Raw genomic sequence first — 20,892 nt, forward strand, 5'->3', positions numbered from 1 at the left:
CAGCGCTCAACAGACACCTTCGCCTTACCACAGACCGGTCCGCTTGGCTCGTTTGGCGTCTCATGCGCCCTCGCCTCGACTAAGGGCACGATCCTTGGTCCTTAGGACAAACAAAGACGACGGCTTTTGAGCAGAAGCGAAAACGTGCGCGAGCACGTATCCTGGTCCTGTATCTGTCGCGTGCTCGCGTGTCACGGACCTCGCGAAGATCCGCCTCCCGCTGATGGGCTACACCTCTCCATGGTTCAAACAACGTGTGCTTGATGTGGGAAGCGAAGATACGACCTGCAAGGGTTCGGAACCGATTTAAGCTTTGAGACAGAGGACGGAAAGTATTGAGGGTGAGACTTAGCGAGCGAGGTTGGGTGTCCCATGCGCCTGACGTCAGGTTTTGCGCGGCGCCCCTAGTGACTTGAGAAACGAGATCATGGCCCTGTATAGGGCAATGGCGTGAAAACCCTTTGAAAACAGCGCCCCAAAGGCGATAACCTCCCCCCAACAGAGGATGTACAATGACTGGTCGTATCGAAGCCCGCTTGAAAGATCTTGGTATCGAATTGCCGGTGCCGCCCGCGCCTGTGGCAAGCTATGTGGCAGCCGTAAAAAGCGGCAGCACGGTTTTCCTGTCGGGTCAGATCCCGGTGACGACCGAAGGCCTGAAGTATGTGGGCATCGTGGGCCAGGACCTGTCGGTCGAAGACGGCAGAGCCGCCGCCCGGCTGTGCGCCATCAACCTGATCGCCCAAATCAAAGCCGCCTGTGATGGTGATCTTGATCGGGTCAAGCGCTGCGTGAAGTTGGGGGTCTTCGTGAACGCCATTCCTGGTTTCGGGCAGCACCCTGAAGTTGCCAATGGCGCCTCAGACCTCATGGTCGAAGTCTTCGGTGATGCTGGCAAGCACACCCGTGCAGCAGTGGGCGCCGGTTCCCTGCCCCGCAATGTCGCGGTGGAAGTGGAAGCCGTATTTGAAGTCGCGTGACAGGCGACGCGCCGCTCCTTCGCCTGACCGGCCCGGCCAAGCTGATTGGCCGGCAGGCATGGAACGCTTGCGCGAACCCATTGGGCATTGCCGATCCGCATCCTTTCACGCGCTATGAATTTTTTGAGGCGTTGGAAGAATCGCGTTCGGCAGTGCCGCGTCAGGGCTGGCAGCCACTGCACCTGACGCTCGAGCACAATGGAAATATAGACGGAATATTACCTCTCTATTTGAAAGCTCATTCCCAGGGCGAATATGTGTTCGACCACGCCTGGGCGGATGCCTTGGAGCGTGCAGGCGGGCGCTATTACCCGAAGCTGCAATCCGCCGTTCCCTTCACGCCAGTGACTGGACACCGACTACTTGTGGCGCAGACGGCGGACACCCATGCCACGCGTGCGGCACTCCTCAATGGTGGAGCCGCCGCGGTCGCTGAATCTGGCTGCTCTTCCCTGCATATTACCTTCCCGAAAGAAGACGAATGGCGAGCAGCTGAAACGCATGGCTATCTTCTGCGAACGGACCGCCAATTCCATTGGGAGAACAAAGGCTACGGCACGTTCGATCACTTCCTGGCCGAGCTTTCCTCCTCAAAGCGCAAAAACCTGCGAAAAGAACGCGCGGCGGTGCGGGACGCGGGCATCACCTTCGACTGGCTGACCGGCAGTGATATCACCGAAGCCCATTGGGACAAGTTTTTCGGATTCTATATGGATACGGGCAACCGAAAATGGGGGAAACCCTATCTCACCCGAGATTTCTTCAGCCGCATCGGCCAGAGCATGGCTGAGCAAATTTTGCTGATATTTGCTCGCCGCGGCCCAGAGGTGATCGCGGGCGCCCTGAATCTCTTCGGCGAAGGGGTCCTTTTCGGTCGCCATTGGGGGGCGAGTGAATACGTACCCTTCCTGCATTTCGAGACCTGTTATTATCAGGCCATCGATTTTGCTATCGCACAGAAGCTTTCAAAAGTGGAGGCAGGCGCCCAAGGCGAACATAAGCTGCTGCGTGGCTATGCCCCTGTGGCGACCTACTCCGCACATTTCATCGCGCATGAGGGCCTGCGCCGCGCCGTGGCGAACTATCTTGAGGCGGAACGGGAAGCCGTCGCAGACAACATTACGGAACTATCCGCCGCGGCGCCCTTCAAGAAGACGGACTGAAGCAGCACTTGCCTTAAGAGCTGACAGGCGGCAGTTTTACCAGGATTGATCTCTTTTTTGCGGAAAAGCCATGCCCTACGATCGTACTAATATTTTCGCCAAGATTCTGCGCGGCGATATTCCCTGCGTGAAGGTCTATGAAGACGATCACACCCTCGCCTTTATGGATGTGATGCCGCAAGCCGAGGGCCATACCTTGGTCGTTCCCAAAGAAGACGCCGAGAATATTTTCGAGCTATCACCAGATAGCGCCGCGCATGTGATGCGTACGGCCCAGAAAGTCGCCAAAGCGGTAAAGACAGCGACGGGCGCTTCAGGCGTAATGCTGATGCAGCTCAACGGCAAAGCAGCTGGGCAAAGCGTTTTTCACATTCACATGCATGTGATCCCGCGCCAGCACGGGCTGGAATTGGGATTTCATGAACGCGATATGGTGAGCGCGGACGTCCTTGAGCCCATCGCCGCGAGAATTCGCGCGGCCCTCAGCAGCTAGCGAAATAAATCCGGTTCGCCTTTCTCTCCTTTCGAGAGCGCCAAAGCGCGGAGTGCGCGCTTACGCGCAAAACCGTGTTCCACAATAGGTTTTGGGTAGTTTTTTCCAAGCACGATGCCGGCTTTGGCCAGGTCCGAAGCCGGTGCCGTCCAGGGCTGATGAAGGAACTTATCATCCAGCCGGGATAATTCCGGCACATAGCGGCGGACATAGGCGCCATCCGGATCAAATTTCTGGCCCTGCAGGATAGGATTGAAAATCCGAAAATATGGCGCCGCATCGGCCCCGCATCCGGCCACCCACTGCCAACTTGCGGCGTTGGCCCCGAGATCGGCATCCACCAGCGTATCCCAGAACCATGCCTCGCCTTTCTGCCATGAGATGAGCAGATGCTTGATCAGGAATGACGCGACGATCATGCGCACACGATTATGCATCCAGCCCGTCTGCCAAAGCTGACGCATACCGGCATCGACGATGGGATAACCAGTTTGGCCCTTCTGCCAGGCGAGCAGTGCTGCCTCGTCGTCCTCAAGCCAAGGAAAATTCGTGAAACTGGGGTTGAGCGGTTTTTCCGGAAGAAGCGGAAACTGGTGCAAGAGATGCCAGGAGAATTCGCGCCAAAGAACTTCCAGCTGGAAGCGGTGCAGCGAGTTCTGCGCGCCGGCCCCTGCAGCCTTATGCGCAAGAACGGCATGCCAAACCTGCCGGGGACTTATCTCGCCATAATGCAAATAAGGCGACAGCCTAGAGGTTCCCGCAAGATCGGGACGATCGCGGGCTTCGGCATAATCATCGAGGCCCTGCTTCAGAAAGTGGTCCAGTGTCTTGCGCGCGGACACTTCTCCAACAGACCAAGCAGAGGCTAGTTTCTCAGGCCAGACCGCGCGGGATGGCACCAGCTTCAATGCTTCTAGAGGGTCACTTGCGGGGCCTGAAACGCTTTCGAGCTTCTTAGGCGCGGCGATTGGCGGGGTGGGTGTGGGCGCGCTCAAGCAGGCGCGCGAAAACGGTGTGAAGACGCGAAACGGCGTGCCAGCGCCGGTGCGGATCGTGTCTGGCTCAAAGAGCAGATAGCCATCGCTGATCTCGGCTGCGATCCCAGCTTCCTTTAATGCCTCGACGAGTTCGGCGTCTTCCTTGGCCAAATCAGGTTCATAGCGGCGGTGCCAGACGACGGTCTTAGCACCGGTCTCGCGTGCGAGCATCAGGATGGTGTCGATGCGATTGCCCCGGCGCAGCAGCAATGGCGCACCGAGTGCGGCCAAGCGTTGCTGAAGGTCAAGCAGAGCCTCTCTCAGCCACCAACGCGATGCAGCCCCATGCGCCCAGGCACGTGCAGGGTCCTCGGCGACATAGAGAGGCACAACGCGCCCACGCGCAGCCGCATTCGCCAAGGGGCGATGATCAGCAATGCGAAGATCCCGGTAGAAAACGACGATGGTGGTGGGCATGGCGAATCCGTTTGCAAACAGCATACGTCCAGTGGGAGCGATTGGATCACCATTGGGGCCAAAAGATAAGGGCGGAGAGTATCCCCGCCCTTGGCTTAACGACCCGTCTTTGAACTTTTAGCTATACACTTGCGTGCTTCTCGGGCGGCGGGAGCTGCTTTGGCTTATCCGCGTCAGTGATGAACTCAAACACCAGCTTGTCCGCCTCGCGGTCCAGAAGCACACGCACCGTGCCGCCATTTTGCAGCTTGCCGAAGAGAATTTCATCCGCCAGCGGTTTCTTGATGTTCTCCTGGATGACGCGCGCGAGAGGCCTGGCCCCGAAGGAGTCGTCATAGCCCTTCTCGCCCAACCAGCGTGTGGCTTCCGGCGTCAGATCGAAGGTCACATCGCGATCGATCAACTGCGCTTCGAGTTCGAGCACGAACTTCTCGACCACGCGGTCGATGGTTTCGCGGCCCAGCGGCGCAAACGGGATCACGGCGTCCAGGCGGTTGCGGAATTCCGGCGTGAAGAGCCGCTTGATGGCTTCTTCGTCCTCGCCCGCCCGCTTACCGCGGCCAAAGCCAATCGATTCTTTCGCAGCATCAGACGCCCCCGCATTGGTGGTCATGATCAGCACCACATTGCGGAAATCGATCTTCTTGCCGTTGTGATCGGTGAGCTTACCGTGGTCCATCACCTGCAACAGGATATTGTAGAGATCCTGGTGCGCCTTTTCGATTTCGTCCAGCAACAGGACGCAATGAGGATGCTGGTCAACACCATCCGTCAAAAGCCCGCCCTGATCGAAACCGACATAGCCCGGCGGCGCGCCAATGAGGCGGCTGACGGTGTGACGCTCCATGTATTCCGACATATCGAAACGCAACAGCTCCATGCCCAGAACGGACGAAAGCTGCTTGGCGACTTCGGTCTTGCCGACACCCGTCGGGCCAGAGAAGAGATAGCAGCCGATGGGCTTTTCCGGGCTGCGCAGACCTGCGCGGGCCAGCTTGATCGCCGAGGACAGCGCTGCGATGGCACCATCCTGACCAAAAACCACGCGCCGAAGATCAGCTTCGAGGCTGCGGAGCTGCTCCGCATCCGTCTTGGATACCGATTTGGGAGGAATGCGCGCCATCTTGGCGATCACATCTTCCACTTCCTTCACACCAATCGTTTTCTTGCGTTTGGATTCGGGCAGCAGCATCTGCGAGGCGCCGACCTCGTCAATCACGTCGATGGCCTTGTCGGGCAGCTTGCGGTCATTGATATACTTGGCCGCGAGTTCTACCGCGGCCTTGATCGCATCGGAGGTATAGCGGACCTTGTGGAATTCCTCGAAATACGGCTTCAGCCCCTTCAGTATCTTGATAGTGTCGGGCACGGAGGGCTCGGCCACATCGATCTTCTGGAAGCGGCGCACCAGCGCGCGATCCTTCTCGAAATACTGGCGGTATTCCTTATAGGTCGTCGAGCCAATGCAGCGCAGAGACCCAGCCTGCAACGCGGGCTTCAGGAGATTGGAGGCATCCATTGCGCCGCCGGAGGTCGCACCAGCGCCAATCACGGTGTGGATTTCATCGATGAACAAAATTGCGTGAGGGAGGTTTTCAAGCTCCTTCACTACGGATTTCAGGCGTTCTTCGAAGTCGCCACGATAGCGTGTGCCGGCGATCAAAGCCCCCATGTCCAGCGAAAAGATGGTACACGGCTTCAAAACCTCAGGGACTTCGCCTTTGACGATGCGCCGCGCGAGACCTTCCGCGATTGCGGTTTTGCCCACGCCGGGATCACCCACATAAAGCGGATTGTTCTTAGACCGGCGGCACAAGATCTGGATGGTGCGGTCGACTTCCGAGTCGCGGCCGATCAGAGGATCGATGCGGCCCTGCTTGGCTTTTTCATTGAGATTGACGCAGTAATTCTCCAGCGCACCACCGCCATTCTTCTGCGACGGACGATCGGAATCTTCCTCCTCTTCAGCACCGCGCACATTTTTTTGCTGGCTCATGCCAGGACGCTTGGCGATGCCGTGGCTGATATAGCTCACCGCATCGAGCCTCGTCATATTCTGCTCTTGTAGGAAGTAGACAGCATGGCTCTCGCGCTCCGTAAACAGAGCAACCAGCACATTGGCACCCGTTACTTCTTCGCGACCCGAATTCTGGACATGCAACACGGCCCGCTGCACCACCCGCTGGAATCCGGTCGTCGGCTTGGCGTCTTCGCCGTCTTCGATCACCAGGGTGAGGAGTTCATCGTCTATATATTTGACGAGCTGGAGACGGAGCGCATCGATATCGACATTGCAGGCCTTCATGACCTGCGCGGCATCCGTGTCGTCCGTTAGGGCTAGGAGTAGATGCTCTAGAGTTGCGTATTCGTGATGCCGGTCACTGGCAAGTTTGATGGCGCGGTGCAAAGCTTGTTCGAGACTGCGCGAGAGTGACGGCATTCGCTACTCTTTCTCCATGGTACATTGCAAAGGATGCTCGTGACGTCTTGCGAATTCAATAACCTGGGCAACTTTTGTTTCAGCTACCTCGAAGGTAAAGACACCGCAAACACCAACCCCATGACGATGGACATGCAGCATGATCTGCACGGCTTCGTCGCGGTTCTTATTAAAAATCCGTTCCAGAATGTGCACGACGAACTCCATCGGAGTGTAATCGTCGTTCAACAGCAAGACTTTGTACAAGGACGGCTTCTTCGTCTTGGGGCGCGTTTTTGTGACAGCCCCGGTTCCAGGCCCAGAGCCGTTATCGCCGTTCTGCTGATCGTCGTCCCGTCCGTCCTTCATGTGCCCGGCTCATTCTTCGTTGCAATTATAAAGGGGCTAATCCGTCGTTTCGCAACAGGTGTAACCCCATAGAGTTTACCGCTAGACAAAAAAATGTCGCCTGCGCATTGGAGCCGCAGTGATGTTGCCGCTAGCAAAGGCAGTTCTTGCCCCTTCTGGCGGGAAAAACGTCGAAATCACCCCGGAAAACCCCATAAGGACAACACCGCCTATGGCAGAGGCTGCCTAAATGCGTATGCTGCGACGCAGAATCGGTCGGCCGCGAGGTCCAAAGCCCTTGCCGCCCGCATTAACGGTTGCTCGTAGACGTCCGTTAAGGCCCGGGAAGCAAACACCAAACGCCCGACCTGACTTGCGAAAGTTGCAACTATTTGTTCCTATTGTTGCAACGCGGGCGTTTAGACCCGAAGTTTTGGGGCTGCGTATGTTTATTCGAAACCGTCGCCAATCCGGCCGGAGCTTCAGAGCTTGGGCAGTCTTGGCACTTCTGGCTGTAACTGTGGTGGCGATGACGGCGCCCGCCGAGGCACGGCGCCATAAAGCCCGTCCGCAGAGCGCTGCCCGCGTCGCCTATCCGACCAACCCCACAGACCCTTCCAAGGACGCCGCCCTGATCATCGATGGGACCAACGGCAAAGTCCTTTATGCGCGCAATGAAAGCGAACTGCGTCACCCGGCGTCACTGACCAAGATGATGACGCTCTATCTGCTTTTCGATGCCCTGAAGAAGGGTCAGATCTCGCTTAACAGCTCGATTCCGATTTCGGCCCACGCCGCAGCCCAAAACCCCACCAAGCTCCGGGTCCGCCCGGGCGACTCAATCAATGTGGATTTGGCGATCAAGGCGACCGTCGTATGGTCGGCCAATGACGTGGCCGTCGCAATTGCAGAAGCCCTGGGCGGCACAGAAGGCCACTTTGCCGAGATGATGACCGCAAAAGCGCGGGCGCTCGGCATGCGCAATACCTTCTATCACAACGCCTCGGGCCTTCCCGATAACCTGCAGATTACCACCGCGAATGATCTTGCGATCCTCGCGCGCCACCTCTGCTACGACTTCCCGCAATATTATCACTATTTCTCGACCCCGGGCTTTAGTTATCGGGGCGGGGAATACGTCACGCATAATAATCTTCTAGGACATTACCGAGGGGCCGACGGCATCAAAACGGGGTACACGGGCGCTTCCGGGTTCAATCTCGTTACCTCCGTGGCGCGCGATAACGTCCATGTCATCGGCGTGGTGATGGGCGGAAGAACCGCATCCAAGCGCGATCGCGAGATGATGCGGCTTTTGGATGTGGCGTTTAACCAGATCGGGCAAAATCCCACTCTGGTTGCGCGTACGCAGACGCCCTGGCAAGTGGCGGCCAATTCCACACCTAATCCGGGTGGCGCGAATTCGGGGACTATTATCGCCCTGCCCGCATCCCCAGGGGGCGACGACGAAGATACCGCTGAACGCCGCGCGGATGCAGAAGATGTGGAGAACGGCGGTGCGCGTCAGGCGCCGACGGTGGCCTATAACAAGACACCCGCGCCTCAGCTCGCGCTGAACCAACCCAAGCCAGCGCAACGCCCGCTCGTTGCAACCGTCTTGCCACAGCCTAAGCCCGCGCTGGATCAGAAAAAGCCGGATGTCGTTGTGGCCACCCAAACGCAACATCCCATTCCTACCGCCCGACCGTCCGCCCCTCCGCCCGTGGCAGTCGCCGCAGCTCAGCTTGGTAAGACGGCCCCAGCAACCGCGGTTCTGAAGCCGGTGGCGCGCCCCGTGATCATTGGAGAAGGCGATGCCGGGGATGTTGGCGGCGCACGTACCGCCTCCATCAGCCACAACGATTGGACCATCCAAATCGGTGCCTATGCCGATCTAGCACTCGCCAGATCGCAGCTCGCGGCTTACGCCGAAAAGGCCATGGACGTGCTTGGACAAGCGCAGCGCATCGTGGTGCCCTTCCAAGCTGTGGACGGCCACACCCTCTATCGCGCCCGCTTTGGCCCCTTTGCCGAGCGGGAAGCCCGGCAGATTTGTGCCCGCCTCACCGAGCGCGGCCAGACTTGCTTTGCCGCCATCGCCACGCGGTAATGGCGGCCTAGCGCTCTTCTCAGCTTGAACTCAGCAGTGCCACGTTGCCGCCAGAGGCCGTGGTGTTGACGGTATAGGTCCGCTCCAACGCCAAGCGATGAAGATATTGCGGCCCACCCGCTTTGGGGCCTGTCCCTGAAAGTCCCTCGCCGCCAAACGGCTGTACACCGACCACGGCACCAATTTGATTGCGGTTGACGTAGATGTTGCCCGCGCGAACCCGTTCACGAACGAAAGCAGCCGTAGCTTCAATCCGGCTATGAACACCTAAGGTAAGGCCAAAGCCAGTGCTGTTCACAGCCTCACAGACTTTGTCCAACTGCCCGGCCCCATAGCGCACCACATGCATCACAGGACCGAAAACTTCGCCCTCGAGATCTGAAATCGCACCGATTTCGAAGATGTGAGGCGCAAAGAAGAAGCCATTCTCGTGCTGCGGTCCCAATGGCAGAGCCTTCAAGAGTTTGGCCCGACGCGTCATCTTCTCGGCGTGATTTGAGAGGTTTTGGCGCGCCGTCTCATTGATCACCGGACCGATGTCCGTCGCCGGATCGAAGGGATCGCCAATGGCGAGTTCCTCTGAAAAGCCGATGATCATATCGAGCATTTTGTCGGCGACATCCTCTTGCACAAAAAGGACACGCAACGCCGAGCAGCGCTGCCCGGCGCTGTCGAAGGCCGACATCACCGCATCGCGCGCGACCTGCTCAGGCAAAGCCGTCGAGTCCACGATCATGGCGTTCTGGCCGCCCGTCTCGGCGATCACGGTGGCGATAGGCCCGTCGCGCATGGCAAGAGCCCGGTTGATGGCGGTCGCGGTTCTTGTTGAACCGGTAAATATCGCACCAGCTAAACGGGGATCGGCGAACATTACCTTCCCAATCACAGGGCCACTGCCGGGAAGTAGATGCAGCACGTCGCCCGGCACCCCAGCTTCGAGAAGAAGCTTGGTTCCCGCCATCGCCACCAACGGAGTCGTTTCCGCAGGCTTGGCGAGCACGGCATTACCAGCGGCCAGCGCGCCCGCGATCTGACCCGTGAAAATAGCCAAAGGGAAATTCCACGGGCTGATGCAGGCGAACACGCCTTTGCCATGCAGCGTCAGCTCATTGGATTCACCTGTGGGCCCAGGAAGGCGAACCGGGCCGGAGAAATGAGCCCGCGCCTCCGCCGCGTAATAGCGCAGGAAGTCCACCGCCTCGCGCACTTCGCCCACGGCGGTCGGCAAGGTTTTACCCGCCTCGCGCACGATCAAGGCCATCAATTCCGACCGGTTCTTCTCGAACAGGTCTGCAGCTTTCTCAAGAATCTCCGCGCGGCCCTCTCCGCCAAGACGGTCCCATTTGGCTTGGGCCTTCACCGCAATCTCAAGCGCCTCTTCAGTCTCCGCCTCGCCTGCCACACTGACACGACCAATGGCGCGGCTGCGGTCAGACGGATCAAACGCGACCTCCACCGCCCCTTCGCGCGGCGCGCCGCCAATCAACGGCATGGCCTCCGCCGGAGACTGCAACGCACGCTCCATGGTGGCGCGAACCGGATCGGCGCTCACCGGATCACTCCAAAGGAAGCCCGACGAGTTCCTACGGGCGCCCAGAATATCCGCCGGCAGAGGAATGCGCACATTTCTGAGCGGGGTTTCCTGGGCAAGCTGGGTGACGGGATCTGCGATCAGAGCATCAACCGAGGCCTCGTCATCCGCCAAGCGGTTCACGAAAGAAGTGTTCGCGCCATTCTCCAGAAGGCGGCGGACGAGATAGGCGAGCAAATCCTCATGGCTACCGACAGGTGCGTAGATGCGGGTCGCCACGCCTTTGCGCTCCTGATGATAGAAGGCGTGTAAATCGTCGCCCATTCCATGCAACCGCTGAAATTCGAAATCCCGACTCCCGCCTGACAAAATCTCAATCGCAGAAATGGTGTGCGCATTATGGGTGGCGAACATCGGATAGATGGCATCCGGCACCGCAAAGAGCGCCCGCGCGCAGGCGATGTAGGAGGTATCGGTCGCCGTTTTGCGCGTGAAGACGGGATATTCGCGAAGTCCGGCCTCCTGCGCGCGTTTGATCTCCGTATCCCAATAAGCGCCTTTCACGAGCCGCACCGAAAGCCGTGTGCCGTGCGTGCGTGCGAGCTCCGTCAGCCAATGGATGGTTGGTAAGGCCCGCTTTTGATAGGCCTGAACAGCGAGGCCAAGCCCATTCCAGCCCTTCATCTCGACATTTTTGACCAAGGCTTCGAAGAGATCGAGGAACAGCTCGTGGCGATCCGCCTCCTCCGCATCAATGGTCAAGCCAACATTGGCGAGACGGGCACGTTTCGCTAGACCGACAAGGCGGGGCATCAGCTCGGCGAAGACGCGTTCTCGCTTGACCCATTCGTAGCGCGGATGCAGCGCAGATAGTTTCACCGACACCGAGGGGCGGTGGAAAATGGAAGCGGTATCGTCCTTATAGCCGCGAGCCACCTCGTCAATGGCTTCCTCATACTTCGCCAGATAGCGCGCAGCGTCGGCTTTAGTGTAGGCGGCCTCTCCGAGCATATCGAAGGAATAGCGGTATCCATCATTGCGCCACTTCTGCCCATTACGCAGCGCCTCCTTGATGGAGCGGCCCAGCACGAACTGGCCACCGAGCATTCGCATCGCAGTCCCAATGGCTTGACGAATGACTGGCTCGCCGGAGCGCGCGACGATCTTCTTGAACTTATCCTGCAGGTTCCAGTCGCTTGTCTTCCAGCCCGCTTCCTGGCCCATACGCACGATACGGCCGGTCAGCATCAGCCCCCAAGTGGACGCGTTAACAAACAAGGAGTCGGACTTCCCGATGTGGCTCTCCCAATCTCCCGGCGCGATTTTGTCCCGGATCAGCATGTCGGCCGTCTCCGCATCGGGCACGCGCAGGAGCGCTTCGGCCAGGCACATCAGCGCAATACCCTCTTCGGTCGAGAGCGCATATTCCTGGGTGAAAGCGTCGACGCCCCCCTTGCGGCCCCCCTCCTTGCGGATGCGATCCACCAAGCCGCGCGCCAGGAGCTGAATGGAGGTGAGCTCTGCCGGCGAGAACCTAGCCTGGGCGATACGCTCCGCCGAAATCAAATCCTCATCGGCGTGGTAGGCTGCGGCAATGGCTGCTCGGGATGTATCGCGCATAGGAAACTTCGCTGTAGTGACAATTCGATTGTAGCGCAGAGTCGGCGCCTCGCGCTAATGTCACGGCATGAGCAATGCCCCCCAAATCGTGACGACCGTCGCCGAATTACGCCATCGTATCAAAGCATTGCGCCAAGACGGCGCAAAAATCGGGCTGGTGCCTACAATGGGGGCACTGCATGCGGGTCATCTTTCGCTCACGCGGCAGATCACCAATCACGCCGATGTGGTGGTGGTGAGTATTTTCGTAAACCCAACACAATTCGCGCCGCACGAAGATTTCGACCGTTATCCCCGGACTTTGATGGCAGATGCCGAAAAGCTGGGAGCGAGCGGAGAAACCGATCTGATCTTCGCACCCCAGGTCACCGAATTGTATCCTAACGGCTTTGCAACCCGGGTTGAGGTGAAGGGGCCAGCGCTGGGTCTTGAGGCCGATGTCAGGCCGCATTTTTTCAGCGGCGTGACCACGGTGGTTTCAAAACTTCTGATCGCCGCCATGCCGGATGTCGCCATGTTTGGTGAGAAAGACTACCAGCAACTCCTGGTGGTCCGGCGCATGGTAGAAGATCTCGGACTCAACATCCGCATCCTCGGCGCACCGATCGTGCGCGAGCGCGATGGTTTGGCGATGTCCTCCCGCAACGCGTATCTCTCCGAGAACGAGCGCAAGATCGCGGGCCAGCTCAATGTGATCCTGCAAAACCTGATCGCCAAGGTGCGCGATGGGATGCCGATCGCGGATGCGGAAGAAAGCGGCAAAGCGGCAGTGCTGGAAGCCGGGTTCAACTCCGTCGACTATCTCACCCTGCGCGATGCCGAGACCCTCGCCCCGCTCTCAAGCCTGGAGCGCCCTGCCCGCGTGCTGGTCGCGGCCACCGTCGGCTCAACAAGACTGCTCGACAATATGGCGGTGTGATCAAAGCAGGCCGAGTTCGGCCAACTCGATCTTCAAGGCTTCCGGCAAATCGTCTCCGCCTTTTATCTGCCGGGCGTCCGGCGGAACATCCTTGGCTTCAAGATACCGCCAGCCCTGAAAGGGACTGCGGAAGCGGCGCTCGGTAGTGGTCAATTCAGGATCATAGACGATCGCGCAATGCGGCGTGCCGTTCTTGGTGACTTGGCGGATATCAATCAGGCGATGCCGCGCCGCGATATAGCCCTTGATCACCCAATAGAGCGAACCACCGTCCAGAAGCTCGTCGATGCGCTTGGGCATCATGCGGGTCACGTGGACGAGCTCGAGCGGCTGCTTCTTCTTTTTGCGCTCCGCGAGGCATTCCTGCTGCCAATCCAAGAGGTCCTGGATCGATTCCACACCAACACATAGTTTTACGAGGTGAACGGTCACGCGATGCTCCTTGGTGCTTGCGGTTTTCCGCGAGCCCGCCATGCCAGGTCAAGCGACATCTGGAACGCTTCTGTGGAAAATACCTAAGCCGATCGCCTATGGGGCAGAAAATCCTTGTGAATCGAAGGGTTCTCTCGCGAGCCCACATCCGAGGAAGGCGTTTACGCTGAAAACCACGGCACTATTTTAGAAGCTCTTAAGGGCACCTCGCCAAGGCTTCCATATCTTTGGAGGCGCCATGTTCCAGCTCGTCTACGTCTCTACCGCTGCCTGGCCGATGAGCAACAGCGATATCGACAGGATCTTGAACCTCTCGCGATGCAATAACGGGCGTTTGGAGATAACCGGCGTCCTCGTACGCATGGACCAGGGTTTCCTGCAAATTCTCGAGGGCCCGAAAGATTCTGTCCTGTCGGTGTTTGCAAAAGTCCAACGGGACCTGCGCCACATTGGCTTGCGCGTACTCGTGCAGCAGGAAACAGCCGACCGCCTATTCGCCGACTGGGCGATGGGCTTTGAAAAGCTCGATCCCAGCGCGCCACAATCGGCTGCCCTCTATGAGGTTACGCAAGAGGCCATTACGACATCGCTGCCCACCCACAAGGCGCGAGGCCTTGCGGTACTGCTGCACGACTATTTCCGTCTCAACAAGCGCGTGGCCGCCTAGTCAATCAAGCGCAGGATCGCCTTTTTGACGGCGAACACGACACTATCCGCGATCAGAAAAACGACATAAGCCGCCACCAAACCGCGCAGCAGCATGACGTCGAAAGCCGGAATGCTGAGTGGCGCATGCCCGATCAGGTTGGGCACGAAAACGCTGAGCGTGGTGAAAACAATCGCGGCCACAGCCGGCACCAAAACCAGCCCGGCCCGAGAGACGGTGACCAATCCGAAAAACACTGCCACCACGGCCCCGCAAAATACGAGCGGCATCGACAGAAGCGCAGCAACAAAGCCGACAAAATAAGCCGGAAAGCCTGAAATCAAGGCCATCTTATACCCCCCAACTACCCCGAATAGCATACTCCATGACGCGAAAAAGACTATCGCGCAATGCTGGCATCGTTTTGTCAGTTCGCCTAATGGTGCGCTACAACGGGCTTCAACAGGCGCGTGCGGAGGAAAAAGAAAACCGCGATCAGAATGATATAACCCACGTAAATCGCCAACCAATTGCGCAACACCCCCGGATCGAGGATCGCAGGCATCCGCAACGGGGCCCCGTGATCAACCACGGGCGCCAGCGCCAAAGCGAGAATGTGAAAAATCAGTGCCGCCAGCGCCGCCTCCCATAGCTTTCTCCAATTGGAAAGCTGAAAGGACGCGATCAGTGCGATGATCAGGCCAAGATATGCATTTACTTGATTAAAGCCGGTGCGAAAAAACAGCATCAAGCCGTCGAGAAACTGAGATAGCTCGTTCATTGCGTTGCCCCATGGATTAACCAACCATGACCGAAGGAGACAACAGCTTGCGACGGTAATCAATTCTCCCAAGACGGGTTACCCATGGGGAAAGCGCTCAATACCCCAGAAGGGTGCGCCAGCCGAACAACAATACCCCGAAAAGACCGCCGAGCACGAAAGCCCCAATCAACACAGCTCCGCAACCCAAGCCGCAGCCGCCACAGCCGATGGCCCGAAAAAAGGGAGGCGCATTCAAATAGATGCGGGTTTGGGCCGGGGGGAAGGGATCGGACATTCGGGAAAACTCGCGGACTGCCCTTCGCTATGGCGCAACTGCGCTGCGATGGCAATGCGCCGGGGCTTAGCCCTGGCCTCTGAAATCATCACTCATCCTTCAAAAATAAAAGATGGTGCGGTCAAAATTGTGTCAGTATTCTTGAATGTCAAAGGCTTAGGTATACTTACCCTGGCTCGGATAGCTCTCCTCGGGCTTGGTTTTTCATAACTGAATCCCGCTCCTGGCTCCCGATGGCAATCACGCCGCCATCGTTGGCCCTTGCTTATCCCGCGAGAACAAGACCTCCTCGCAGCGAAGAGCCAAGCCTTCGCTGACCTGCAAAAATCAGGTTCCGCAAAAAGTCTGCTCGACAATTTGATCAGGCCGCGGCGGATCGGCATAGTTTTCGAACCCAGGCTGATCGCTATAGGGATTAGAGAGCACCATCAGCAGTGTCCGAAACGGCGCAAAATCGCCCCGGCCAACAGCGGCCGTAATAGCCTCCTCAATGCGATGATTGCGCGGGATAAACGCGGGATTGGCAGCGCGCATCATACCGGACCGGGTTGCCTGGTCGATCGCTTCCTCTGCCAACCGCTGCCGCCATCGTACGGCCCATTCGTCAAAAGACTCTGGATTGCCAAACAAGGCGCGCACGGCGGTCCCCGAACCGTCCACCGCATCGCATAATCGGCGGAAGGTCAGCGTGAAATCAGCATGGTTCTCTGACATGCGCGCCAGCAGATCCTTTGCCAGATCGACATCTCCTGCACGCGTCTGTTGCAGGCCGATTTTACGGCAGAGACCGGCGGTGTAGACCGAGTTGAATTTCGGCGCAAAACCGTCGAGGGCCTCTTGGGCTGCAGCAACAGCGTCTTCTTCGCTCTCGGCAAAGAAAGGCAGCAAAGTCTCGGCCAATCGTGACAAGTTCCAATGCGCGATCCTCGGCTGATTGCCATAAGCGTAACGACCACGAACGTCGATAGAGCTGAACGTCTTTGCCGGATCATAGGCGTCCAGGAACGCACAGGGGCCGTAGTCTATGGTCTCGCCCGAAATCGCCATATTGTCCGTGTTCATCACGCCGTGGATGAAGCCGACCAGCAGCCAGCGCGCCACAAGCTCGGCTTGGCGTTCGATGACGGCCTCAAAAAACGCCCGATAGGGATTGGGCGCCTTCGCACAAGCCGGATAATGCCGCGCGATGACATAGTCTGCGAGCAGACGAATGCCGTCCCGATCACCCCACGCCGCAAAATATTGGAAGGTACCGATGCGAATATGGCTTGCGGCAACGCGGGTCAAAATCGCGCCCGGCAGCGCCGTGTCGCGGACAACAACATCTCCCGTCGTAACCGCAGCCAGGCTGCGTGTCGTCGGAATGCCCAGCGACGCCATGGCTTCGCTGACAATATATTCGCGCAGCACCGGCCCAAGCGCAGCACGCCCATCGCCATTGCGCGAAAAGGGCGTTCTTCCAGCCCCCTTGAGCTGAATGTCGTAACGAAGGCCATCGCAGCCAACGATCTCACCCAGCATAATCGCCCGGCCGTCGCCCAGTTGCGGAACGAACTGCCCGAACTGATGACCGGCATATGCCATCGCGATCGGCACGCTACCGCTGGGCAGCTCATTGCCTGAAAGCCACGCCACGCCTTGCGGGCTCGAGAGAAGTTCAGCATTCAGCCCCAAATCGGCAGTCAAGACCTCGTTCAGCTGGATGAGCTTAGGCGCGACCACCGGCGTGGGGGAGACGCGCGCGAAAAACCGATCCGGCAACCGCGCATAACTGTTGTCAAAAGCAAAAATGCTAGGCTCCCCGTTTTGGTCGATCCTAAATTCGCTGGCACATACTACCGTGGTCAAGCATTAGCCACTCGTATCATACCGCGAAAGCCAAGGTTCGCCACTCCTCCTGGAATTTCAACACCAAACAGAAGTTAGCGAACACCCGTGAATTAAGCTGCGGCCCAGGAAACACCCGGAATATCGACGAATTCGGACGAACTCCAGCGAACCGATCGTTTCTTGCCTTGAAGAGACCCGCCCACCGGGAAAATCGCGCTAATCTCACGCGACCTTCCCTCCCGTTTCAGCTTTCCGGCCCTTGTCAGCGAACTGTCGCGAGACCACGACGAAGAACATCGGCACGTAGAAGATCGCGAGGATGGTGGCCGTCAACATGCCGCCGACCACCGCGGTGCCGAGCGCGATACGGCTCTGATCGCCCCCTTTCGGCCACTTGATACCAGACACCATGGCGGTCACTAGCGCTCTCCAAAAATCCTCGCACTGGGCCGTTGCTAAGATCAAGGTTCTATTTTCGCGATACCCATCTGACTGAGCAGTGTCAGGTTATCCTCGATATGCCAGTTATCGGTGATGCGGCCATCGGTGACCTTCACTAAATCGGTAGCGATGAAATCAATCGCCTGCCCTTTGCCTTTATGGCTACCAAAGCTGCCGGTGAAGTGGCCGTGAAACTGCATATGCACCGTGACATACTCGCCCGCGATGATCATCTTCTCGATGGTCAAAGATAAATCCGGAACCGCCGCGCGGAATTTGTGTGAGGCAAAAGCAGGGCCCTCCGGCCCCTGCGGCCTGCCAGCAGGCAGCGTATGATCGGTGAAGCTGGGCGCAATCGCTCTAGGCAGCAAGCTTTCGTCTCCACTTGCCCAGAATTGATAGAATGCCTGCACGGCGGGTGGCGGCTCTTGGCTTTGCGCGAAGGTGGGCGAAAGCAGCATGACGGCCGAAAGAGCAAGACTCGGTTTGAAGGCCATGGCGGATACTCCTAAATGGTTTCGGGATCACGCAAGGTAATGGCACTTGTCGCGGCAAAGCGTGCGATCTCGTCTTTGCGCATAAAGGCGACCCCTCGGTGTTTCTTGGCGTAGGTAAGAAAGCGATCCCACGCCTCCACCATTTGCGGCGTTCCACTGATGCGGTCATGCGCGCTGATTGACATCAGCCGCCGCCGCGTTGCGCCTTCGCGATAGAGAACGTCAAAATCCATCTTGATCTGTTCGAGGAATTTCTCAGGCGAGTAATTCCGCCCTTCGATCAGAAGAATGTCGTTGTTGCGCAAGGTATATGGCACCACCGCGAAATCCTTGCCGTTGACCTTTTCCAGGAATGGCTCGTCCCGGCTGAGATCATCGATGTGATAAAGAAAACCAAGCTCTTGCAGCAGCGAGAGCGTATTGGGGCCCCGCCGCAGCCAATTGGCATTATATCCGACCGGTGTCTGGCCCGTGACCTCGGCCACCATTTCACGCGCCTCGATCAGGAAGCGGCGTTCTTCCTCGCGTCTCATTTGATATTGCGAGCTCCAGCGCGGGCCGTGTGCGGCGGCTTCATGGCCGCGTTTGACAATCTCGCGCGCCAGATCGGGATTGTGACGCACCGCTTCGCCGATCATATGGGAGGTGACTTTCACGCCGTGGCGGTCCCACAGATCAAGCATGCGCGGAATGCCTTCGCGATAGCCATAGGCGAACCAGGTGTTGGTCGCCGGGTCCGAGGGCATGCTTTCGGGGAACTCCACTTTCGGGAATGGGCTGTCGGTTCCTTTAGGCGGCTGACCGCCAGCCTCAAATTGCATGGAAATGGAGATCACCAGCCTTTCACCGTGGGGCCAGAACGGGCCTTTGGTAGCTGCCGCTCTGGCGGTAGCGCTGGTCAAGGCTGCTGCGGCCGCAAGACTGGTTCCAGCAAGAAAATGACGTCGGGATGCTTGAGAGAAAGCCATAGTGATGTCCTCGATCGGCTGCGACGATGGAAATTGAGGCCGATGCGGAGAAAATAGGAGCTTTCGTATTTGGCGATAATTGGCGTAGCATTCGAGAGTCTCTACACTTTTTGGAAATAATTGATATGCTCGACGACATTCCCGAACTGCGCACCTTTGTTCGCATTGTTGCGACGGGCAGCTTGTCCGCTGCGGGGCGGGAGATGGGGCTCGCCTTAAGCGTGGTCAGCAAGCGCTTGGCAAATCTGGAACACCGGTTAGATACAAGGCTGCTCGCTCGCAGCACGCGCCGCAGTGCCCTGACTGCGGAGGGGCGTGAGCTATATGAGCGGGCGTTGCGCATCCTTGCAGAAATCGATGAGGCCGAAGCCTCCCTCAGCCATGGGCGCATCGAGGCGCGCGGTCTCCTCCGGGTCGGGACAACGGTTTCCTTCGGCCGCAGTCATGTCAGCCCAGTTTGCGCTGAGATGGTGGAGGCTAATCCCTTGCTATCAGTAGATCTCGTTTTTAGCGATCAGATCTCCAATCTGATCAATGAATCCCTAGATATCGTGGTGCGCATTGGCGAGCCAAAAGTGCCCGGCCTTATCATGCGCAAGCTTGCCGATAATCATCGTGTTCTGGTCGCCGCCCCAAGCTACCTAGCACGCCGTGGCAAGCCCACTCGCCCGCAAGGCCTCGCCGGTCATGACTGCCTTTTGTTCGGCACCGGCTCCACCATGTGGCGGCTTATTGGGCCTAAGGGAGAAATCGTCGAGGTCCCGGTAAGCACGAGGCTTTTGAGCAATAGCGGGGACGTCGCGTATGATTGGGCCTTGAGCGGTCATGGGCTGATCCTCAAATCCATCATCGATGTCGAAAGAGATTTGCGCGATGGGCGGCTGGTGCGCGTGCTGCCCAAATGGCAAAGCGAACCGGCTCCGATCTGTGCGCTCTTCCCCACCAGCCGGCATATGCCGACGCGGGTGCGCCTTTTCCTCGACGCTATGGCCGAACGGCTAAAGCGGGCAAGTGCAAAGGGCTGAATTGCATCAAGCTGGGCAGAGCGCCGGTGCAATGATGAGTTAATGGCGCTCTTCGGTTAGCTCGCTCGGCGTGGCAGAGCTCTACACCCGCAAAGCCAACCTCAGGCGCTTAGCGCGCGCTGCCGATGATCGCATTTTTTAGAACGTCCCCTGAACACACTATCCCCGCACCTGGTCAAAAGGTGCGGGGCTGAGTTGGTAAAACTCAGCAAATCCAATCTCTTAAAAAGAGAATGGTGCGGTCGAGAAGATTCGAACTTCCACGGGTTGCCCCGCTAGCACCTCAAGCTAGTGCGTCTACCATTCCGCCACGACCGCAGCTCAGGGGCGCGGTGTGTAGCAAACCGCCAAGCGCTTGTGAAGAGAAATAAACCGTTGAAATGCCGTCTGAATGCGGAATCTGCCCACTTCTTCTGCCGATAATGCGCGGCAGTTTCGCGCGGGAGGGGTTTTCGGCGGGCCGAGGCCACTTTTTGCTCTTTAGCGGAGGAGACTTGCTAGCCGGAACCGAAACACCGATTCCCCGGACCGGGCCTAGGCCTCATTTTCCGCAATAAAGCTCGTAGAGCAGACGGACCAGCTTCAGCACTTTGGGGTCGGCCACAGAATAGTAAATGGTCTGCGCCTCCCGGCGAGTGGCCACCAGATTCTCTTCCCTGAGACGAGCCAAATGCTGAGACAACGCCGACTGGCTGAGCCCGGACAGTTCCACGAGCTCGCCGACGCTCTTTTCGCCTGCTGAAAGCTCGCAGAGAACCTTTAGACGTGCGCCGTGAGACAGGGATCGCATCAAGGCGGCTGCTTCGTCCGCCTTTTTCGCCATGACTTTCAGGTTTCGTGAATCCGACGCGGCCAATGCAATATCCTTCACCCCAATATTAGCACTGACTAATGTGAAAAGCATCGCCCATGACGACGGAGCAGCGGAAATCAACGCCCCCGGCCCCATCAAGATGGA

18 protein-coding genes, 1 tRNA gene and 1 pseudogene are annotated in these 20,892 nt (G+C 58.2%); 7 read left to right on the forward strand and 13 right to left on the reverse strand.

Annotated features, from left to right (window positions below; all coding sequences use genetic code 11):
* The first annotated feature begins 512 nt into the window (after window positions 1-512).
* The 3 genes from FHS83_RS17710 to FHS83_RS17720 all read left to right on the forward strand — a co-directional run bounded on the left by FHS83_RS17710 (window position 513) and on the right by FHS83_RS17720 (window position 2,636).
* Window positions 513-980, forward strand: a complete 468-nt coding sequence (locus FHS83_RS17710; protein ID WP_167084580.1) for a RidA family protein — start codon at window positions 513-515, stop codon at window positions 978-980.
* Complete coding sequence (locus tag FHS83_RS17715; RefSeq protein ID WP_167084582.1) at window positions 977-2,143, forward strand: GNAT family N-acetyltransferase; 1,167 nt, start codon at window positions 977-979, stop codon at window positions 2,141-2,143. The genes FHS83_RS17710 and FHS83_RS17715 overlap by 4 nt, the downstream gene beginning before the upstream one ends.
* Window positions 2,144-2,213: 70 nt before the next feature.
* Window positions 2,214-2,636, forward strand: a complete 423-nt coding sequence (locus tag FHS83_RS17720; protein WP_167084584.1) for an HIT family protein — start codon at window positions 2,214-2,216, stop codon at window positions 2,634-2,636.
* Here the strand turns inward: FHS83_RS17720 and FHS83_RS17725 are convergent.
* From FHS83_RS17725 to clpS, 3 genes are all read right to left on the reverse strand, one after another.
* A complete protein-coding gene (locus tag FHS83_RS17725; protein WP_167084586.1) occupies window positions 2,633-4,090 on the reverse strand; it encodes a cryptochrome/photolyase family protein in 1,458 nt (485 codons plus the stop codon). The genes FHS83_RS17720 and FHS83_RS17725 overlap by 4 nt on opposite strands.
* 121 nt (window positions 4,091-4,211) lie before the next feature.
* Window positions 4,212-6,530 carry an ATP-dependent Clp protease ATP-binding subunit ClpA gene (clpA, locus tag FHS83_RS17730; RefSeq protein ID WP_167084588.1) on the reverse strand — a complete coding sequence of 773 codons (2,319 nt, stop codon included), beginning with the start codon at window positions 6,528-6,530 and terminating at the stop codon, window positions 4,212-4,214.
* A gap of 3 nt (window positions 6,531-6,533) precedes the next feature.
* Window positions 6,534-6,878, reverse strand: coding sequence for an ATP-dependent Clp protease adapter ClpS (gene clpS, locus FHS83_RS17735; protein WP_167084590.1), 345 nt, complete (start codon window positions 6,876-6,878; stop codon window positions 6,534-6,536).
* A 478-nt stretch (window positions 6,879-7,356) separates the two neighbouring features.
* On the opposite strand from clpS, the gene FHS83_RS17740 reads away from it, so the two are divergent.
* Complete coding sequence (locus tag FHS83_RS17740; protein WP_208414940.1) at window positions 7,357-8,967, forward strand: D-alanyl-D-alanine carboxypeptidase; 1,611 nt, start codon at window positions 7,357-7,359, stop codon at window positions 8,965-8,967.
* Window positions 8,968-8,986: 19 nt separating this feature from the next.
* Here FHS83_RS17740 and putA read toward each other — a convergent pair whose 3' ends face one another.
* Window positions 8,987-12,118, reverse strand: coding sequence for a bifunctional proline dehydrogenase/L-glutamate gamma-semialdehyde dehydrogenase PutA (putA, locus tag FHS83_RS17745; RefSeq protein WP_167084594.1), 3,132 nt, complete (start codon window positions 12,116-12,118; stop codon window positions 8,987-8,989).
* A gap of 67 nt (window positions 12,119-12,185) precedes the next feature.
* Here putA and panC point away from each other — a divergent pair, with 67 nt between their 5' ends.
* A complete protein-coding gene (panC, locus tag FHS83_RS17750; protein ID WP_167084596.1) occupies window positions 12,186-13,037 on the forward strand; it encodes a pantoate--beta-alanine ligase in 852 nt (283 codons plus the stop codon).
* Here the strand turns inward: panC and FHS83_RS17755 are convergent, their stop codons facing one another.
* Window positions 13,038-13,469, reverse strand: coding sequence for a DUF1489 family protein (locus FHS83_RS17755; RefSeq protein WP_167084598.1), 432 nt, complete (start codon window positions 13,467-13,469; stop codon window positions 13,038-13,040).
* A gap of 238 nt (window positions 13,470-13,707) precedes the next feature.
* On the opposite strand from FHS83_RS17755, the gene FHS83_RS17760 reads away from it, so the two are divergent.
* The gene (locus tag FHS83_RS17760; protein ID WP_167084600.1) at window positions 13,708-14,136 is read left to right on the forward strand and encodes a BLUF domain-containing protein; all 429 of its coding nucleotides are present in this window, start codon (window positions 13,708-13,710) and stop codon (window positions 14,134-14,136) included.
* On the opposite strand, the gene FHS83_RS17765 is transcribed toward FHS83_RS17760, so the two are convergent.
* The 6 genes and pseudogenes from FHS83_RS17765 to FHS83_RS17790 form a co-directional block, all read right to left on the reverse strand.
* Entirely contained in the window at window positions 14,133-14,465 is a 333-nt protein-coding gene (locus FHS83_RS17765; protein WP_167084602.1) for a hypothetical protein, read from the reverse strand. The two genes, FHS83_RS17760 and FHS83_RS17765, sit on opposite strands and share 4 nt — an antisense overlap.
* 86 nt (window positions 14,466-14,551) lie before the next feature.
* On the reverse strand, window positions 14,552-14,896 hold the full coding sequence (locus tag FHS83_RS17770) for a hypothetical protein (protein WP_167084604.1): 345 nt from the start codon (window positions 14,894-14,896) through the stop codon (window positions 14,552-14,554).
* A gap of 604 nt (window positions 14,897-15,500) precedes the next feature.
* Window positions 15,501-16,988 carry a protein adenylyltransferase SelO family protein gene (locus FHS83_RS17775; RefSeq protein ID WP_167085614.1) on the reverse strand — a complete coding sequence of 496 codons (1,488 nt, stop codon included), beginning with the start codon at window positions 16,986-16,988 and terminating at the stop codon, window positions 15,501-15,503.
* A gap of 237 nt (window positions 16,989-17,225) precedes the next feature.
* Window positions 17,226-17,384 (reverse strand): annotated as a pseudogene (locus FHS83_RS17780) (efflux RND transporter permease subunit); the annotation flags it as partial.
* Between the two features lie 80 nt (window positions 17,385-17,464).
* Window positions 17,465-17,941, reverse strand: coding sequence for an ester cyclase (locus FHS83_RS17785; protein WP_167084606.1), 477 nt, complete (start codon window positions 17,939-17,941; stop codon window positions 17,465-17,467).
* Between the two features lie 11 nt (window positions 17,942-17,952).
* Window positions 17,953-18,909: a polysaccharide deacetylase family protein gene (locus tag FHS83_RS17790; protein WP_167084608.1), complete on the reverse strand. Its 957-nt coding sequence runs from the start codon at window positions 18,907-18,909 to the stop codon at window positions 17,953-17,955.
* Window positions 18,910-19,034: 125 nt separating this feature from the next.
* Between FHS83_RS17790 and FHS83_RS17795 the strand changes: the two genes are divergently transcribed.
* Window positions 19,035-19,934, forward strand: coding sequence for a LysR family transcriptional regulator (locus FHS83_RS17795; protein ID WP_167084610.1), 900 nt, complete (start codon window positions 19,035-19,037; stop codon window positions 19,932-19,934).
* Between the two features lie 234 nt (window positions 19,935-20,168).
* Here FHS83_RS17795 and FHS83_RS17800 read toward each other — a convergent pair.
* Window positions 20,169-20,252, reverse strand: a tRNA-Leu gene (locus FHS83_RS17800).
* Between the two features lie 223 nt (window positions 20,253-20,475).
* On the reverse strand, window positions 20,476-20,883 hold the full coding sequence (locus tag FHS83_RS17805) for an ArsR/SmtB family transcription factor (RefSeq protein ID WP_243846453.1): 408 nt from the start codon (window positions 20,881-20,883) through the stop codon (window positions 20,476-20,478).
* Window positions 20,884-20,892 lie beyond the last annotated feature (9 nt).

It is taken from the genome of Rhizomicrobium palustre, assembly GCF_011761565.1.
Classification (GTDB): domain Bacteria; phylum Pseudomonadota; class Alphaproteobacteria; order Micropepsales; family Micropepsaceae; genus Rhizomicrobium; species Rhizomicrobium palustre.

What these genes read in the sequence shown, in the direction of transcription:
- FHS83_RS17710 (WP_167084580.1), top strand. Translation starts at nt 513, where the DNA reads ATGACTGGTCGTATCGAAGCCCGCTTGAAAGATCTTGGTATCGAATTG.
- FHS83_RS17720 (WP_167084584.1), top strand. Translation starts at nt 2,214, where the DNA reads ATGCCCTACGATCGTACTAATATTTTCGCCAAGATTCTGCGCGGCGAT.
- FHS83_RS17725 (WP_167084586.1), bottom strand. Translation starts at nt 4,090, where the DNA reads ATGCCCACCACCATCGTCGTTTTCTACCGGGATCTTCGCATTGCTGAT.
- clpA (WP_167084588.1), bottom strand. Translation starts at nt 6,530, where the DNA reads ATGCCGTCACTCTCGCGCAGTCTCGAACAAGCTTTGCACCGCGCCATC.
- clpS (WP_167084590.1), bottom strand. Translation starts at nt 6,878, where the DNA reads ATGAAGGACGGACGGGACGACGATCAGCAGAACGGCGATAACGGCTCT.
- putA (WP_167084594.1), bottom strand. Translation starts at nt 12,118, where the DNA reads ATGCGCGATACATCCCGAGCAGCCATTGCCGCAGCCTACCACGCCGAT.
- panC (WP_167084596.1), top strand. Translation starts at nt 12,186, where the DNA reads ATGAGCAATGCCCCCCAAATCGTGACGACCGTCGCCGAATTACGCCAT.
- FHS83_RS17760 (WP_167084600.1), top strand. Translation starts at nt 13,708, where the DNA reads ATGTTCCAGCTCGTCTACGTCTCTACCGCTGCCTGGCCGATGAGCAAC.
- FHS83_RS17765 (WP_167084602.1), bottom strand. Translation starts at nt 14,465, where the DNA reads ATGGCCTTGATTTCAGGCTTTCCGGCTTATTTTGTCGGCTTTGTTGCT.
- FHS83_RS17770 (WP_167084604.1), bottom strand. Translation starts at nt 14,896, where the DNA reads ATGAACGAGCTATCTCAGTTTCTCGACGGCTTGATGCTGTTTTTTCGC.
- FHS83_RS17785 (WP_167084606.1), bottom strand. Translation starts at nt 17,941, where the DNA reads ATGGCCTTCAAACCGAGTCTTGCTCTTTCGGCCGTCATGCTGCTTTCG.
- FHS83_RS17790 (WP_167084608.1), bottom strand. Translation starts at nt 18,909, where the DNA reads ATGGCTTTCTCTCAAGCATCCCGACGTCATTTTCTTGCTGGAACCAGT.
- FHS83_RS17795 (WP_167084610.1), top strand. Translation starts at nt 19,035, where the DNA reads ATGCTCGACGACATTCCCGAACTGCGCACCTTTGTTCGCATTGTTGCG.
- FHS83_RS17805 (WP_243846453.1), bottom strand. Translation starts at nt 20,883, where the DNA reads ATGGGGCCGGGGGCGTTGATTTCCGCTGCTCCGTCGTCATGGGCGATG.